We start from the raw sequence: 14934 nt of genomic DNA on the forward strand, positions 1-14934 counted from the left end.
TTCCTCCTGATAATCTTACAAAATAAATTGACTTAAATCTTTGTTTTTCACGATTGTGCTTAATTTCTCATCCACATATTGTGGCGTAATCGTGATTTTTTCCATTGTAATATCCGGTGCTTCAAATGATAAATCCTCTAAAAGTCTTTCCAAAATCGTATGTAGGCGACGAGCACCGATATTATCTGTGTCTTGATTCACTTGGAAGGCAACTTCAGCTAGCTTACGAATAGCATCGTCAGAAAATTCAAGTTGTATACCTTCTGTTTCTAATAATGCTGAATATTGTTTCAATAGGGCATTATCTGGCTCAACTAAGATTCGATAAAAATCATCGACAGTTAGTTTAGTGAGCTCTACACGAATCGGAAAACGACCTTGTAATTCAGGGATTAAATCTGAAGGCTTTGACATATGGAAGGCACCTGCTGCAATAAATAACATGTGGTCAGTTTTAACAGAGCCATACTTTGTTACAACGGTTGAACCTTCAACAATCGGTAAAATATCACGTTGCACTCCTTCTCTTGAAACATCCGCCGAAGAAGAATTATGACTTTTACCTGCTACTTTGTCAATCTCATCGATAAAAATAATACCTGACTGTTCTGCACGGTTTACTGCTTCTTGAGTAACCTCATCCATATCAATTAGCTTCGCTGCTTCTTCATTTATCAGGACCTTGCGAGCTTCTTTAACCGTTAATTTACGCTTTTTGCGTTTTTTCGGCATTAAGTTGCTTAGTGCATCCTGCATATTCATTCCCATATTCTCCATACCGGAACCTTGAAAAAGATCAAACATTGATGGCTGCTGTTCTTCCACTTCGACCGTAACATAATAGTCTTCAAGTTCTCCAAGTGCTAGTTTGTGCGCCATTCGCTTTCTACTTTCACTTGAACTTTCTTCTTCCGTAGATTTTTCTACCTCTGGCTCATTAGTATTCCCACCAAACAGCATTTCAAGTGGATTTTTATATGTTGTTTGCTTTTTAGAACCTGGGACAAGCAATTCAACAATGCGTTTATTGGCATTTTCCTGAGCTCTTTCAGACACCTCCGCCATTTTCTCCTCTTTTACAAGGCGAACTGCTGTCTCGATTAAATCGCGAACCATTGATTCTACATCTCGACCAACGTAACCCACTTCAGTAAATTTAGTAGCTTCTACCTTAATAAATGGAGCTCCCACAAGCTTTGCAAGTCGTCTAGCAATTTCGGTCTTGCCAACACCTGTTGGTCCAATCATCAAGATATTCTTTGGCACGATTTCATCTTTAAGCTTTTCGGTAAGTAGACTGCGACGGTATCGATTTCTTAATGCTACTGATACGGCTCTTTTTGCTTCATTCTGACCAATAATGTATTGATCTAATTTTTCTACAATCTGTCTTGGGGTTAAATTCGTTTTCAAAGTAATCCCCTCCTTATAGTTCTTCAACTATAATATTTTCATTTGTATACACACAAATCTCACTTGCTATTTCTAATGAAGCTTTTGCAATTTCTTTTGCAGTTAAATGATCACCTGAATATTTCTTCAATGCACGTCCTGCAGAAAGAGCGTAATTTCCACCAGAGCCAATTGCGAGTATTCCATCATCTGGTTCGATCACTTCACCTGTTCCCGAAATTAGGAGCAGATCCTTCTCGTCCATCACAATCAGCATGGCTTCTAATTTGCGAAGAACTCTGTCACTTCTCCATTCTTTTGCAAGCTCTACCGCTGCCCTTTGTAAATTCCCATTAAACTCCTCTAGGCGTCCTTCAAACATTTCAAAAAGAGTAAATGCATCTGCAACAGAACCTGCAAACCCTGCAATCACTCTGCCTTGAAATAGCTTGCGTACCTTTCTTGCGGTATGCTTCATAACAACTGCATTTCCAAAGGTTACTTGACCATCTCCTGCCATTGCTGATTTTCCTTTGTGCTTTACAGCAAATATTGTCGTTGCATGAAAATTTGACATTTTATAGAACAACCTCCTTATGCACGTGGATGTGAGGATAGATAAATATTCCGCAAATGATCCTTTGTAACATGCGTATAAATTTGTGTAGACGACAGATTTTCGTGCCCGAGCAGTTCTTGTACAGACCTCATATCAGCGCCCTCGTTTAAAAGGTGTGTAGCAAATGTATGTCTTAATACGTGTGGACTAATATGAATCGTGGATGAAGTCTTTTTAATCATATTATTTAAGATTAACCGGACTCCCCTAGTTGTTAAAGGTCCACCTCGAAAATTAAGGAATAAATTGTTTGTATGTACTGAGGCTTTATCGAGCAATTCCTTACGGCCATTTGATATATAGCTTGTAAGTGCTTGTTCGGCATAGCTTCCAAATGGGACATAGCGTTGTTTATTTCCTTTTCCATGAACAAACACAGTTCCTAATGAAAAGTCCAAATCGGCAAGTGTAAGTTTACAGCATTCACTTACACGGATTCCAGTAGCATAAAGCAATTCAAGCAAAGCTTGATCCCGCTGCCCCATACTTGTAGAAACATCAGATACTCCGAATAGCTTTTCTAATTCTTCCTCATATAAAAAATGTGGAAGCTTCTGTTCCCTTTTTGGCATTGAAACTAACGTAAATGGATTTTGAGAGATAAGCTTCTCCCTTAGAAGAAAATTAAAAAAACTGCGCAATGTTGAGATCTTTTTTGCAACAGTACGTCTTGCATATTGTTTCTTATAAAGCTCCGTAAGATACAATCGCACATCTGAATAGGTTACATTAGATAAATTTGAGATGGATTCTCGTTGCAGAAATAAGAAAAAATGTTCAATCGATTGTTCATAATGGACAATTGTATATTCTGAATAATTTTTCTCGATTTGTAAATAATCTTTGAACAACTGTAACGATTTGTTCACATTTTCCAATCTTTTCACCTCACAAGGGCTACTAAATATTATCATAATTTAGTAGCCCTTGCAAACAAAAACTCTTATTTTTTTACAAAATTCTGAATTGCGCAAGAAATCTCATTAAAATCCTTTTGTTTAAACATAGAAAGTGGTGAGCCATAGTAGAGCTCACCACACTAGTTATTTTTGAGGTTCCTCTTTGTAATCACACTCAATACATTGCACTTGAATTCCTTTTTTGAGCTTTTTCTCAACTAATAAATTTTCACATTTTGGACACTTCCTTGGAAGTGGCTTATCCCAGGAAAGAAAATCACATTCAGGGTATTGATCGCACCCATAAAAGATTCTCTTCTTCTTGCTTTTTCTTTCAACAATGTTCCCTTTATCACATTTCGGGCAAGGGACTCCAATTTCCTTAACAATTGGTTTTGTATTGCGGCAATCAGGAAAATTGGAGCAAGCCATGAATTTCCCATAGCGTCCCATCTTATAAACCATCGGATGTCCGCAATTTTCACAATCCACACCTGCAGGTTCATCCTTAATTTCAACTTCCTTCATTTCAGCTTCTGCAATTTCTAATCTTTTTTCAAAATCTTTATAGAATTCATCAATAATCTTGATCCATTCTGTTTTTCCTTCTTCTATTTCATCAAGATCATGCTCCATTTTTGCCGTAAACTCAACATCTAAAATTCTCGGAAAGAACTCAAGCATTAACTCATCGACGATTTCTCCAAGTTCTGTAGGTATGAATCGCTTGTTATCTAAAGCCACATATCCTCTTTTTTGAATAGTATCTAGAGTTGGCGCATAAGTAGAAGGTCTGCCTATCCCACGTTCTTCAAGAGTCTTAACAAGTCTCGCTTCTGTATACCGTGGAGGTGGCTGTGTATAATGTTGCTTTGGATCAATATCTTTCGAAAATACCTGATCTCCCTCTTTTAAATCAGGAAGCATATTTTCTCTTTCTTCGATATTATCATCGTTACCCTCAACATAGACCTTCATAAAACCAGGGAATTTAACTTTTGATCCAGTTGCTCTAAATACAACATCCCCATTCTTAAGATCAACACTCATTGTATCCATTACTGCAGAAGCCATTTGACTTGCAACAAAACGCTCCCAAATAAGCTTATACAATCTTAATTGGTCTCTACCTAAGTATTGTTTCAGACTATTTGGCTCCTTAAAAACGGAAGTTGGACGAATACCTTCGTGAGCATCCTGGGTATTTGCCCCTTTTTTCTCTTTTCTTTTTGTATCCGTTAAAAATTGTTTACCAAAAGTCTTTTCAATATATTGTGAACCTTCTTCAATTGCTGTATCTGAAATTCGTGTTGAATCCGTACGCATGTATGTGATTAGACCAACGGTTCCTTCCTTGCCTAGGTCAATACCTTCATATAACTGCTGTGCCAGCATCATTGTTTTCTTAGCACGGAAATTCAACTTACGAGCTGCTTCCTGTTGTAAAGAAGAAGTAATAAACGGTGGTGCAGGATTTCTTTTTCGTTCCTTTTTAGTGACAGCAGTAATAGTAAATGGTATAGCTTCGTTTCTAGGAAGGTCAAGATTATCCTCATCATCTCTTAATGAAAATTCAGCATTAATTTGAGAAAGTATATCTTTAACTTCAGCTTTATTTGTTAACTCTACTTTTTTACCATTTACACCGTAAAATTGGCCTTCAAATTGGTTAGTTCCCTTTAAAAAATCTGCTTTAATTGACCAGTATTCTTCCGGCTCAAAATTTTGAATTTCTTTTTCTCGATCAATGATTAGTCTGACAGCAACGGATTGTACCCGCCCTGCACTTAAGCCTTTTTTTACTTTCTTCCAAAGAATCGGACTAATATTATAGCCTACTAATCTGTCAAGAACGCGTCTTGCTTGTTGTGCATCGACTAAATCCTGATTAATCGGGCGCGGATGCTTAAAAGACTCTTTAATAGCGTCTTTCGTAATCTCGTTAAAAACAACTCTACAGTCTGAATTAATATCTACATTCAATGAGTGAGCAAGATGCCATGCAATTGCTTCACCCTCACGATCGGGGTCAGCCGCCAGATAGATTTTTTTTGCTTTTTTCGCGGCTGTTTTTAATTCCTTTAATACTGGGCCCTTACCTCGAATTGTAATATATTTTACTTCAAAATGATTTTTCGCATCGACACCCATTTGACTTCTTGGAAGGTCTCTAACATGACCCATTGAAGCCTTTACCGTATATTTTTTTCCCAAATATCTTTCAATTGTTTTTGCTTTTGCTGGTGATTCAACTATGACTAAATAGTCCGACATGTATCGCTTCCTCCTTAGAGGTTAAAATTATATCCGGTTAATTTTTAATTTCCAGTTGTTATAATAAATCCTCCATATTATTAAATATTCAAGGACAGTTTGTCAAACTGTTATGATTATTTTTTTTCATTATTAATTTATTTTTTAAGGATTTGAAAAGATTTCTGATAAAATATCCTCGCTGTTAAGCACCATTTTTGCTCCTGACTGAATTAATTTATTCGTTCCAACACATGAGTGTTCTAAAATAGATCCAGGAATCGCAAAAACCTCTCTGCCCTGGTCTAGTGCTTGATCAGCTGTGATTAATGAACCACTTCTTTCCTTGGCTTCTACAACTAATGTGCCCTGTGACAAACCACTAATTATTCGATTCCGCATCGGGAACTGCCATTTCTCTGGCTTTGTAAAAGGGGGATATTCAGAAATAAGTATATGATTTTGAGTGATGGTAGTTGCCAACTCTTTGTTTTCAAGAGGATAAATATGTTGAAGGCCACCAGCGATAACCGCAATGGTTTTCCCATTATGTTCGATTGCTAGCCTATGAGCCATTGTATCTATTCCACGCGCCAAACCACTAACCAATACCCATTTTTGCTTGATTAAAGGCACCAACACCTTTGACATACTTTGCCTGCTTGTTGCTGTTGGTGTACGAGAGCCTACTACACTTAATAATTTTTCACTGTTTAATAAAGTCTTGTCTCCAGCAGTATATAACACCCATGGTGGGTCAAAAATTTGTTTTAGAAGTTGAGGATATTCTTGATCAAATATGGTAATAATCCCTACATTATTATTGCTATATTGTTTTAGCATACTTTGGATTGATAAAGAATGCAAATCTTTTAAAAAGATACTAACCTGATTTTTTGTTAATGGAAGGATTTTTTCATAAAAAGCTGAGGGGTAGTTATAAATAGAAGTAAGTGTAGGATCATGCTGTAGAATTCGAAAAATAGATTTCCAGCCTATTCCCCGACAATGGTGAAGATGTATTAAATTTTCACGAATTTTTTCCATAAAGTCTCCTTATTTTTCATCAGAAAGAGACAGTTCCTCAAACAGAACTGCCTCAAATCATATATTTTATTAATGGGTTTTACATTTTTCGTATAAACCATTTTCTTTAAGAACAGAAATTAATGTTTCACCCATAACTGATGGTGTTTCAGCAACCTTAATTCCACATTCATTCATTGTTTTAATCTTTTCAGCAGCTGTACCTTTACCACCAGAAATAATCGCACCAGCATGTCCCATACGCTTTCCTGGAGGTGCAGTTTGCCCACCGATAAACCCTACTACTGGTTTAGTCATATTTGCTTTAACCCACTCAGCAGCTTCTTCTTCGGCCGTACCACCGATTTCACCAATCATGATAACGGCATATGTTTCATCATCTTCATTAAAAGCTTTTAATACATCGATGAAGTTTGTTCCGTTAACAGGGTCTCCACCAATACCTACAGCTGTTGTTTGACCAATTCCAGCTTGAGTTAATTGATGTACAGCTTCATATGTTAACGTACCAGAACGCGATACAACACCTACATGACCTTTTTTATGAATATATCCAGGCATAATACCAATTTTACATTCGTCAGCTGTGATAACACCAGGGCAGTTAGGACCTACTAAACGAGTCTTCTTGCCTTCCATATAGCGTTTCACTTTCACCATGTCTAACACTGGAATATGCTCTGTAATACAGATTGCTAGATCTAGTTCTGCATCAACTGCTTCCATAATTGCATCCGCAGCGAATGGAGCAGGAACATAGATGACAGAAGCTGTTGCGCCTGTTTGAACAACTGCTTCTTTTACAGTATTGAAAACAGGAACACCTTCTACCTCAGTTCCACCCTTACCAGGTGAAGTACCACCTACAATTTTTGTACCATATTCTAGCATTTGTTTAGTATGGAATAATGCAGTAGACCCTGTTATCCCTTGAACAATTACTTTTGTATCTTTATTAACGAAAACACCCATGTTTGTCCCCTGCCTTTCTATCCTACTAGTGATACGATTTTTTGTGCGCCGTCTGCCATTGATTCAGCAGCAGTTATGTTAAGACCAGACTCTTGTAAAATCTTTTTACCTAAATCAACGTTTGTTCCTTCAAGACGTACTACTAGAGGAATTTCCAAGCCTACTTCCTTCGTTGCAGTTACTACACCTTCTGCAATTACATCACACTTCATAATTCCACCAAAGATATTTACGAAAATACCTTTAACGTTTTCATCAGATAGAATGATTTTAAATGCTTCAGTCACTTTCTCAGCAGTTGCGCCGCCCCCAACATCAAGGAAGTTCGCAGGATCACCACCATAGTGCTTAATGATGTCCATTGTTGACATAGCAAGACCTGCACCGTTAACCATACATCCGATGTTTCCATCTAGTGAAATATAGCTTAGATCATATTTTGATGCTTCAATTTCTTTTACATCTTCTTCGTCTAAATCACGGTATTCTAATACGTCCTTTTGACGGTATAATGCATTAGCATCGAAGTTTAATTTCGCATCAAGTGCCATTACTTTACCATCGCCAGTTACAACTAACGGGTTGATTTCAGCAATTGAGCAATCCTTTTCAACGAATGCAGTGTATAAAGCTGTCATGAATTTAACTGCTTGATTCACTAATTCTTTCGGAATGTTAATGTTAAATGCGATTCGACGAGCTTGGAATGGTAATAATCCAACAATTGGGTCGATTACTTCTTTGAAAATCTTTTCAGGTGTTTTTTCAGCAACTTCTTCGATTTCTGTTCCACCTTCTTCAGATGCCATTAAAACAACGCGTGAAGTTGCACGATCAAGTACTAGACCAATGTAGTACTCTTTTTTAATATCGCAGCCTTCTTCAATAAGAAGACGTTTTACTTCTTTTCCTTCTGGACCTGTTTGGTGTGTAACAAGGGTTTTACCTAGGATTTCACTAGCATATGTACGAACCTCATCTAGGTTTTTCGCTACTTTAACTCCACCAGCTTTACCACGGCCCCCTGCGTGAATTTGTGCTTTAACAACACAAACTTGGGATCCAAGTTCTTTTGCAGCTTCAACAGCCTCATCAACTGTGAATGCTACCTTGCCATTAGGAACAGCTACCCCGTATTTTCTGAGGATCTCTTTTCCTTGATACTCATGGATATTCATTTCCCATCCTCCATTTCTGATGTAAAAAAGCAAAGAAATTTTGTCAGTCAAAATGTTATTATACATTTTCTTTTTTTAACTTTCTATGACAATTATAATTTTTCCGAAAAATCTTATTTGCATAGAAAATTACATCATTTAATGATTGAGCTAATCCCCAATCTTAATGACGGAATAGACAAAAATTAGACTGCGCTTTCATTTTATATCTGAAAAGACTGCTTGTCTACCATTTAGCATGAATTTGTTCTTTTTTCTGCTAATTTTAAAAAATACTATATCAAAAAACTATCCATCTCTATTTTCATAGCTTTTATCCATCTTATAAATAAAAGCAAAGATTTCCGCAATAACTTGGTATAAATCCTCGGGTATTCCCTCGTTTAATTTTAGTTCTCCTAATAGCTCGACTAATGCGGTATCCTCCTGAATTGGAATATCATGAGCCTCGGCCATCTCGATTATATTTTGAGCAATGGTGCCCTTACCTTTTGCAACAATCCTGGGCTCTGACTCATTTTTTTCATTGTATGACAAAGCAACAGCCTTCATTTCAATATTTGCCGGTGATTTTTTCATATTTTCAAATCCACTCTTTCATGAAATCCTTCAAACCCTGTACTCTCTAGATGTTTATCTCGCTCTGTCGTATTAACAATTTTAATTGATGAAAGCAGATACCCTTGTTTTTCTAAATTGTTTAGAAGAATAGGTTTTAGTTCTTCAACTATTCCCCCAATTCCTTCAGTGTCATTAAAGATAGCAATTGATAGAATACGATTTTGAACCTTAACATCAATTACCACCTCTTTTAAATATTCGAGTTCTAACGAAAAAAGGAGATGACAAAAATCCGGATCGATTTTACCGTTTTTCTTCTTTCCATCCATTCGAATCGAAAAACTTTTATAAGCTGGGTTTTGAAAGGTAATTTGTTGTTGGTGAAGTTGGTTTGAATCATTCGATGTTAATTCAACCGTGTCAGTTTGAAGTGAACGGCTATGATGAACTACCTTTTCGGTTATTTCACCATCTAATGCTGGTAATAAGCTAGATGGACTAATGTTAGGATTTTGAGTCTTTTGTTCACTTTGATTTACATTTGAAAGAGAGTGAAGCTTTTGGAATGCCTCACTCTTCATTAACGCTCGAATTAAGTGGATTGGTATCATTATTTTACCTCTATTAACTCTCGTATTGGGGCAAATGACCGACGATGTTCACTTGTAACACCGTATTTTTTTAGGGCCTCGAGATGGAATGCCGTTCCATATCCCATGTGTTTTTCAAAACCATAATGTGGATATTCATGACTTAAGCGTACCATTAGACGATCTCTAGTGACTTTTGCAATGATGGAGCTTGCAGCAATGGATACACTGTTCGCATCCCCTTTTATAATTGATGTTTGCGGTATATCAATTGGTAGTTCCATTGCGTCGATTAATAAATGGTCTGGCATTACAGACAAACCAAAAATAGCTTTTTTCATTGCCTGCTTTGTCGCTTGATAAATATTAACATCATCTATAACATTAGCTGGTATAATCCCAATCCCGACCGAAATGGCACATTCATTTATTTTTTGAAATAGCTCTTCTCTTTTTTGTTCAGACAGTTTCTTCGAATCATTTAAACCTGGTAAATAAGCATCTTGAGGCAAAATGACGGCTGCAGCCACAACTGGTCCTGCCAATGGTCCTCGACCGACCTCATCAACACCTGCTATATATGAGATGCCTTTATTATAATGAGCTTGTTCATAATGTGTCATTTCTTTATATTGTTGCTCTAAAGCCTTTTCTTCGGCCTTTTTCTTTTTCCAGCGTTGCAACAGTACCTGAACCCCTTTTCGGGTATCATGATCACATTCATTTAGAAACGTATCATCTTCGTCACTTATTGTGGACAGTCTTTGTTCTATTTCTTTGATTGTTAGTTGTGACATTCTTTCACCTTCAATTTCGATTGCTCTTTGTATTTTATATCGTCAATAGCAAAAAAAAATGAAGGCTCGCTATAATGCGAGCCTCTACGGTCTTTCAAATGTGAGCCTACCTAATTTTTCAGATCGAATTTCTCGAATAATTAATTCAGCTGTTTTATCGTAGTCTGTTACTCCACCAGACATCCTAGTGCCACGACGCTTTGCAATTTCATCAAAAAGCAATACAATATCATCCGGAATCTCTTCAAGGGTAAAACGTTCCTTTACATGTTCCGGGTAGTTTTCCTCTAAAAATCTAAGTGCATATACCGCAATATCTTGTAGGTTTAAGATTGTATCTTTAATCGCACCAGTTGTTGCTAGTTTCAAACCAACTTCTTGATCCTCGAATTTTGGCCATAATATACCAGGAGTATCAAGGAGTTCTAGTTCTTTACCAACCTTGATCCACTGCTGCGCCTTAGTTATACCTGGGCGATTACCTGTTTGTGCGATGTTTTTCTTAGCTAACCGATTGATTAGAGTCGATTTTCCTACATTAGGGATTCCAACGATTAACGCACGAATTGCACGTGGACGAATTCCTTTTGCCGCCATTTTATCGAATTTCTCTTTTAAAATTTCCCTTGCTTCGCTCACAATTTGTTTCATTCCATCGCCTTCTTGTGAATTTATAGCGAGGGCATGTACACCATTTTTTTTATAATACTGGATCCATTCCTTTGTTACTTTTGGATCGGCCATGTCGGCTTTGTTTAAAAGGAGAAGTCGCGGTTTATTTTTAATGATTTCATCGATCATTGGGTTTCGTGATGATGCAGGGATTCTGGCATCAACAAGTTCGAATACGATATCGATAAGTGAAAGCTTTTCTGTAACCTGTCTTCTCGCTTTTGCCATATGGCCTGGAAACCATTGAATTGTCAAATTCTTCACCAACTTACATGGTTAAATTTATAAATGCTTTTGCTTTTAAATTATTTTACAATACCAAAATCAGATAGTGGCCAGTAGATTAGGCTTGTTTCTCCAAGTACTTCGCTTATAGGGACTGGGCCAATATGGCGTGAGTCTTTACTGTAGCGACGATTATCCCCCATAACAAACAGATGCCCTTCTGGAACTTTCTCTAGTACAAACGGGTCAGTAAGCGGACCATCAATTAGATCTTTCTTATACTCATCAAGATACGGTTCATCATACGGTTCACCATTGATATAGAGGATATCGTTTTTATATTCAATTCGATCACCTGGTAATCCTATTATGCGCTTAATGTAATCTTTTTCTACTGTTGCATGGAATACAACAATATCAAAGCGTTCCGGTTTACCGACCTTATAGCCAATTTTGTTGACGATCATTCGGTCTTGGTGATGAAGAGTTGGCATCATTGATAGCCCATCTACTACAATCGGTGCAAAGAAAAAATAACGTATAACAGCCGCTAAAATAACAGCAATTGCTAACGCTTTTATCCATTCCCAAAGTTCATTTTTTTGTTTGGCCATCATTGCTCCTCCACCTGTTCTTTTCTCATCTACCAAAAAGCTTTTATTAAAAATGATTATGTATTATTCTTCTATTATAATGATTGCCTGAGCAAATGTAAAAGGAGCTTGTTATTTTTATACAAGCTCCTTTCATTTTTATTATCGAATTTCTTTAATACGTGCTTTTTTACCACGAAGTTCGCGTAAGTAGTATAATTTCGCACGGCGTACTTTACCACGGCGTACTACTTCAAGCTTCGCAATTTTCGGTGTATGCACAGGGAATGTACGTTCAACACCAACTCCGTAAGATACCTTACGAACAGTGAATGTTTCGCTGATTCCTCCACCACGACGCTTAATCACAACACCTTCGTATACCTGAATACGCTCACGAGTACCCTCGATAACTTTCACGTGTACACGTACAGTATCTCCAGGACGGAATACAGGAAGGTCAGTTCTTAATTGTTCTTTTGTGATTTCTTCAATAATGTTTTGCATCGTCTTTTCAACTCCTTCCAACAGATGCTCTTACCAATATCCAATCATTGCAGCGGAACATCTTAATAAGACAACGGACAAAAAGTCCTAAGTCACAAAGAGTATGTTACCATAATCCTGCTGCTGTTGCAATACCTACTCTTCATCTATTTTAAATTCTTCTACCCATTTTTCTTGCTTAGGTGATAGCTCGTAGTTTTCAAATAAATCTGGTCTTCTTTTATAAGTTCGACGAAGTGATTCTTTTTCTCGCCATTCCTCAATATGCATATGATTTCCTGATACTAACACGTCCGGGACGGTCATCCCCCTAAAATTTGCTGGCCTTGTATAATGGGGATGCTCCAATAATCCTGTACTATGGGAGTCAAGTACAGGTGATTCCTCATTTCCCAAAACACCTGGTAAAAGGCGGACAACACTATCGGAGATAACCATTGCTGCAAGCTCGCCACCAGTTAAGACAAAATCTCCAATTGAAATTTCTTCTGTACTCAAGTGTTCGCGTATTCTTTCATCATAGCCCTCATAATGTCCACAGATAAAAATGAGGTGTTCTTCTTTTGCCAATGACTCCGCCTTTTGTTGGGTAAATCTCTCACCCTGTGGGCATAGAAGAATCACCTTAGGCTTAGATTCTGTTTGTTTTGTTAAATCCTCAACTGCATCAAAGATCGGCTGTGGCATTAATACCATTCCAGCTCCGCCACCATATGGATAATCATCAACTTTTTGGTGTTTGTTATCCGCGTATTCACGGAAATTCACAACTCGAAACGAAACCTTTTCTTTCTCTTGAGCCTTTTTTAAAATGGACTCACCTAGTACACCATTAAACATATTAGGGAACAAGGTTAAGATATCAATTTTCATGTTACATTAACCCTTCCATTAGGTGAATGGTGATTCTTTTTTCATCTATATCAATGTTCTTCACGATATCATCAATATACGGAATTAATATTTCTTTACCTCTTGCACCCTTAACAACCCAAACATCATTTGCACCTGGTGTTAAAATCTCTTTGATTGTCCCTAACTCTTCGCTTTCCTCTGTAACAACTGTACAGCCGATTATTTCATGGAAGTAATATTCTCCGTCGTCTAATTCCCCAAGCTGGCTTTCATGAACTTTGACAAGTGCTCCTTTAAAACGCTCTACATCATTTACGTTGTCATAACCCTCAAAGGTAACTAAATCAAAATTTTTATGAGTTCGGTATGATTGGACTGTAACTTCAATTGGCTCTTTATCTTCAACAAAAATAGATAATGTATTTCCTATCTTGTATCGTTCCTCAGGAAAATCCGTTCTCGAGATAATGCGAACCTCACCTTTGATTCCATGTGTGTTCACAATTTTTCCGACGTTATACCATTTGTCCATTTCTTTCACCCCTAGCGAATTTCTTCAACTATTCCTTCTTTGATTACGATTGTTCGTGCAGTTGTTACTTCATCCCAGTTGTCGCCTACATTTATGTCAATAATAGATTGGACTTCTTTTTCTTTTAATTCACTGCCTAGTGGTAGCATATGTATTTGTTCGATTTGAAACTCAAGTTGTTTAACTTTTTCCTGTCTGAGGTCAATTTCGTTAGTAAAATATAGTTTGATTTTAACAGGATCGAATTTCTTAAGTTTTTCCATTTTTTTAAGTTCAAATTTAAGCTGATCGCACTCTTTGAGAAGTTGGTCCTTGTTCGTTTGCAATGAACCAATGAGCTTCGCTCTACTATTTTCCGTTAAAATTTGTTTCACTTCAACTGTCTGGATGATCTTCACACACCACACAACCCTTACAAGTTAATTCAGAAGACTTTTCCTTAAGTGTTAATCATCTATACAGAAAAAAGGGGGAGGTTGCCCTCTCCCTTTTCCTTTGTTGTGTCTAGTTCAAGCGGCTAGAAACTCGAGAATCTTCAACTCCTCCAGCAGAAGCAAAAAACGCTTCTTCGTCGGAGTCTCCAGATTTCTCGTTTCTGACCAAGCCGCCTTCACTTTTCTTTTCATTCGTTAATTTCTAGATGAATTCGTTTATTATGACCTGTTCCTGCTGCATAGACAACAGTTCTAATCGCCTTAATGACACGGCCTTGCTTCCCGATAACCTTACCCATATCGTCTTTATTTACACTTAGTAAATATGTGATATTACGGTTGTCGGTAGTTTCAGTCACTTCGACTTCCTCAGGATGATCAACAAGCGGCTGTACGATTGTTTTAATTAACTCTTTCATCTGTAGGTTACCCATTACTTACCGTTTTTTGCGTTATGGAATTTCTCCATAATTCCTTGTTTTGAGAACAAGTTACGAACAGTATCAGATGGTTTTGCACCAGTTTGTAACCATTTTAATGCTAATTCTTCATCAATTTTAACCTCTGCAGGTTGAACAACTGGATTATAAGTTCCAAGTGTTTCAATTTGACGTCCATCACGCGGTGAACGTGAATCAGCTACTACGATACGATAGAAAGGAGATTTTTTTGCTCCCATGCGTTTTAAACGAATTTTTACTGCCATTTTATATAGCACCTCCGAAAATATTTCAACAAGATATAATATTACCTGTTCCATATCTGTTTGTAAAGTGTTTTTTCTTTACATCTATGAAATGGTTATTAT

At 37.1% G+C, this 14934-nt stretch carries 18 protein-coding genes; all 18 read right to left on the reverse strand.

All coding sequences use genetic code 11. From position 1 onward, the window contains the following. Positions 1 to 15: 15 nt before the first annotated feature. The 18 genes from hslU to rpsP all read right to left on the reverse strand — a co-directional run bounded on the left by hslU (position 16) and on the right by rpsP (position 14832). Positions 16 to 1413, reverse strand: a complete 1398-nt coding sequence (gene hslU / locus V7097_RS01315; protein ID WP_335701786.1) for an HslU--HslV peptidase ATPase subunit — start codon at positions 1411 to 1413, stop codon at positions 16 to 18. 13 nt (positions 1414 to 1426) lie between these two features. Further along, positions 1427 to 1969 (reverse strand): ATP-dependent protease subunit HslV, encoded by a 543-nt coding sequence (gene hslV, locus V7097_RS01320; protein WP_335701787.1) that lies wholly within the window; start codon positions 1967 to 1969, stop codon positions 1427 to 1429. A gap of 17 nt (positions 1970 to 1986) precedes the next feature. Next, a complete protein-coding gene (gene xerC, locus V7097_RS01325) occupies positions 1987 to 2889 on the reverse strand; it encodes a tyrosine recombinase XerC (RefSeq protein ID WP_335701788.1) in 903 nt (300 codons plus the stop codon). 165 nt (positions 2890 to 3054) lie between these two features. Beyond that, positions 3055 to 5184, reverse strand: a complete 2130-nt coding sequence (gene topA / locus V7097_RS01330) for a type I DNA topoisomerase (RefSeq protein ID WP_335701789.1) — start codon at positions 5182 to 5184, stop codon at positions 3055 to 3057. A 144-nt stretch (positions 5185 to 5328) separates the two neighbouring features. Then, positions 5329 to 6210, reverse strand: coding sequence for a DNA-processing protein DprA (gene dprA, locus V7097_RS01335; protein WP_335701790.1), 882 nt, complete (start codon positions 6208 to 6210; stop codon positions 5329 to 5331). 69 nt (positions 6211 to 6279) lie between these two features. Continuing rightward, positions 6280 to 7182 carry a succinate--CoA ligase subunit alpha gene (gene sucD, locus V7097_RS01340; protein ID WP_335701791.1) on the reverse strand — a complete coding sequence of 301 codons (903 nt, stop codon included), beginning with the start codon at positions 7180 to 7182 and terminating at the stop codon, positions 6280 to 6282. 17 nt (positions 7183 to 7199) lie between these two features. Next, positions 7200 to 8360, reverse strand: a complete 1161-nt coding sequence (gene sucC, locus V7097_RS01345) for an ADP-forming succinate--CoA ligase subunit beta (RefSeq protein WP_335701792.1) — start codon at positions 8358 to 8360, stop codon at positions 7200 to 7202. 288 nt (positions 8361 to 8648) lie between these two features. Continuing rightward, positions 8649 to 8939: an EscU/YscU/HrcU family type III secretion system export apparatus switch protein gene (locus V7097_RS01350; RefSeq protein WP_335701793.1), complete on the reverse strand. Its 291-nt coding sequence runs from the start codon at positions 8937 to 8939 to the stop codon at positions 8649 to 8651. Then, entirely contained in the window at positions 8936 to 9532 is a 597-nt protein-coding gene (locus V7097_RS01355; RefSeq protein WP_335701794.1) for a hypothetical protein, read from the reverse strand. The genes V7097_RS01350 and V7097_RS01355 overlap by 4 nt, the downstream gene beginning before the upstream one ends. Further along, positions 9532 to 10308, reverse strand: coding sequence for a ribonuclease HII (locus V7097_RS01360; RefSeq protein WP_335701795.1), 777 nt, complete (start codon positions 10306 to 10308; stop codon positions 9532 to 9534). The genes V7097_RS01355 and V7097_RS01360 overlap by 1 nt, the downstream gene beginning before the upstream one ends. Positions 10309 to 10392: 84 nt before the next feature. Beyond that, complete coding sequence (gene ylqF, locus V7097_RS01365; protein ID WP_335701796.1) at positions 10393 to 11235, reverse strand: ribosome biogenesis GTPase YlqF; 843 nt, start codon at positions 11233 to 11235, stop codon at positions 10393 to 10395. A gap of 50 nt (positions 11236 to 11285) precedes the next feature. After that, positions 11286 to 11819: a signal peptidase I gene (gene lepB, locus V7097_RS01370; RefSeq protein ID WP_335701797.1), complete on the reverse strand. Its 534-nt coding sequence runs from the start codon at positions 11817 to 11819 to the stop codon at positions 11286 to 11288. Positions 11820 to 11960: 141 nt separating this feature from the next. Next, a complete protein-coding gene (gene rplS, locus V7097_RS01375; protein WP_010282490.1) occupies positions 11961 to 12305 on the reverse strand; it encodes a 50S ribosomal protein L19 in 345 nt (114 codons plus the stop codon). Between the two features lie 135 nt (positions 12306 to 12440). Then, positions 12441 to 13178 (reverse strand): tRNA (guanosine(37)-N1)-methyltransferase TrmD, encoded by a 738-nt coding sequence (trmD, locus tag V7097_RS01380; RefSeq protein WP_335701798.1) that lies wholly within the window; start codon positions 13176 to 13178, stop codon positions 12441 to 12443. A 1-nt stretch (position 13179) separates the two neighbouring features. Further along, positions 13180 to 13692, reverse strand: a complete 513-nt coding sequence (gene rimM, locus V7097_RS01385) for a ribosome maturation factor RimM (RefSeq protein ID WP_335701799.1) — start codon at positions 13690 to 13692, stop codon at positions 13180 to 13182. An 11-nt stretch (positions 13693 to 13703) separates the two neighbouring features. Next, positions 13704 to 14090, reverse strand: coding sequence for a YlqD family protein (locus V7097_RS01390; RefSeq protein WP_335701800.1), 387 nt, complete (start codon positions 14088 to 14090; stop codon positions 13704 to 13706). Positions 14091 to 14314: 224 nt separating this feature from the next. Next, the gene (locus V7097_RS01395; RefSeq protein ID WP_335701801.1) at positions 14315 to 14545 is read right to left on the reverse strand and encodes a KH domain-containing protein; all 231 of its coding nucleotides are present in this window, start codon (positions 14543 to 14545) and stop codon (positions 14315 to 14317) included. 14 nt (positions 14546 to 14559) lie between these two features. Continuing rightward, positions 14560 to 14832 (reverse strand): 30S ribosomal protein S16, encoded by a 273-nt coding sequence (gene rpsP / locus V7097_RS01400; protein WP_335368983.1) that lies wholly within the window; start codon positions 14830 to 14832, stop codon positions 14560 to 14562. Positions 14833 to 14934: the final 102 nt, after the last annotated feature.

The organism is Bacillus sp. JJ1562, from assembly GCF_036962705.1.
Taxonomy (GTDB): domain Bacteria; phylum Bacillota; class Bacilli; order Bacillales; family Bacillaceae_L; genus Ferdinandcohnia.

Bases quoted from the DNA above. Each gene is read 5' to 3' on its own strand.
- hslV (WP_335701787.1), bottom strand. From the start codon at position 1,969: ATGTCAAATTTTCATGCAACGACAATATTTGCTGTAAAGCACAAAGGA.
- topA (WP_335701789.1), bottom strand. From the start codon at position 5,184: ATGTCGGACTATTTAGTCATAGTTGAATCACCAGCAAAAGCAAAAACA.
- dprA (WP_335701790.1), bottom strand. From the start codon at position 6,210: ATGGAAAAAATTCGTGAAAATTTAATACATCTTCACCATTGTCGGGGA.
- sucD (WP_335701791.1), bottom strand. From the start codon at position 7,182: ATGGGTGTTTTCGTTAATAAAGATACAAAAGTAATTGTTCAAGGGATA.
- sucC (WP_335701792.1), bottom strand. From the start codon at position 8,360: ATGAATATCCATGAGTATCAAGGAAAAGAGATCCTCAGAAAATACGGG.
- V7097_RS01350 (WP_335701793.1), bottom strand. From the start codon at position 8,939: ATGAAAAAATCACCGGCAAATATTGAAATGAAGGCTGTTGCTTTGTCA.
- V7097_RS01355 (WP_335701794.1), bottom strand. From the start codon at position 9,532: ATGATACCAATCCACTTAATTCGAGCGTTAATGAAGAGTGAGGCATTC.
- V7097_RS01360 (WP_335701795.1), bottom strand. From the start codon at position 10,308: ATGTCACAACTAACAATCAAAGAAATAGAACAAAGACTGTCCACAATA.
- lepB (WP_335701797.1), bottom strand. From the start codon at position 11,819: ATGGCCAAACAAAAAAATGAACTTTGGGAATGGATAAAAGCGTTAGCA.
- rplS (WP_010282490.1), bottom strand. From the start codon at position 12,305: ATGCAAAACATTATTGAAGAAATCACAAAAGAACAATTAAGAACTGAC.
- trmD (WP_335701798.1), bottom strand. From the start codon at position 13,178: ATGAAAATTGATATCTTAACCTTGTTCCCTAATATGTTTAATGGTGTA.
- rimM (WP_335701799.1), bottom strand. From the start codon at position 13,692: ATGGACAAATGGTATAACGTCGGAAAAATTGTGAACACACATGGAATC.
- V7097_RS01395 (WP_335701801.1), bottom strand. From the start codon at position 14,545: ATGAAAGAGTTAATTAAAACAATCGTACAGCCGCTTGTTGATCATCCT.
- rpsP (WP_335368983.1), bottom strand. From the start codon at position 14,832: ATGGCAGTAAAAATTCGTTTAAAACGCATGGGAGCAAAAAAATCTCCT.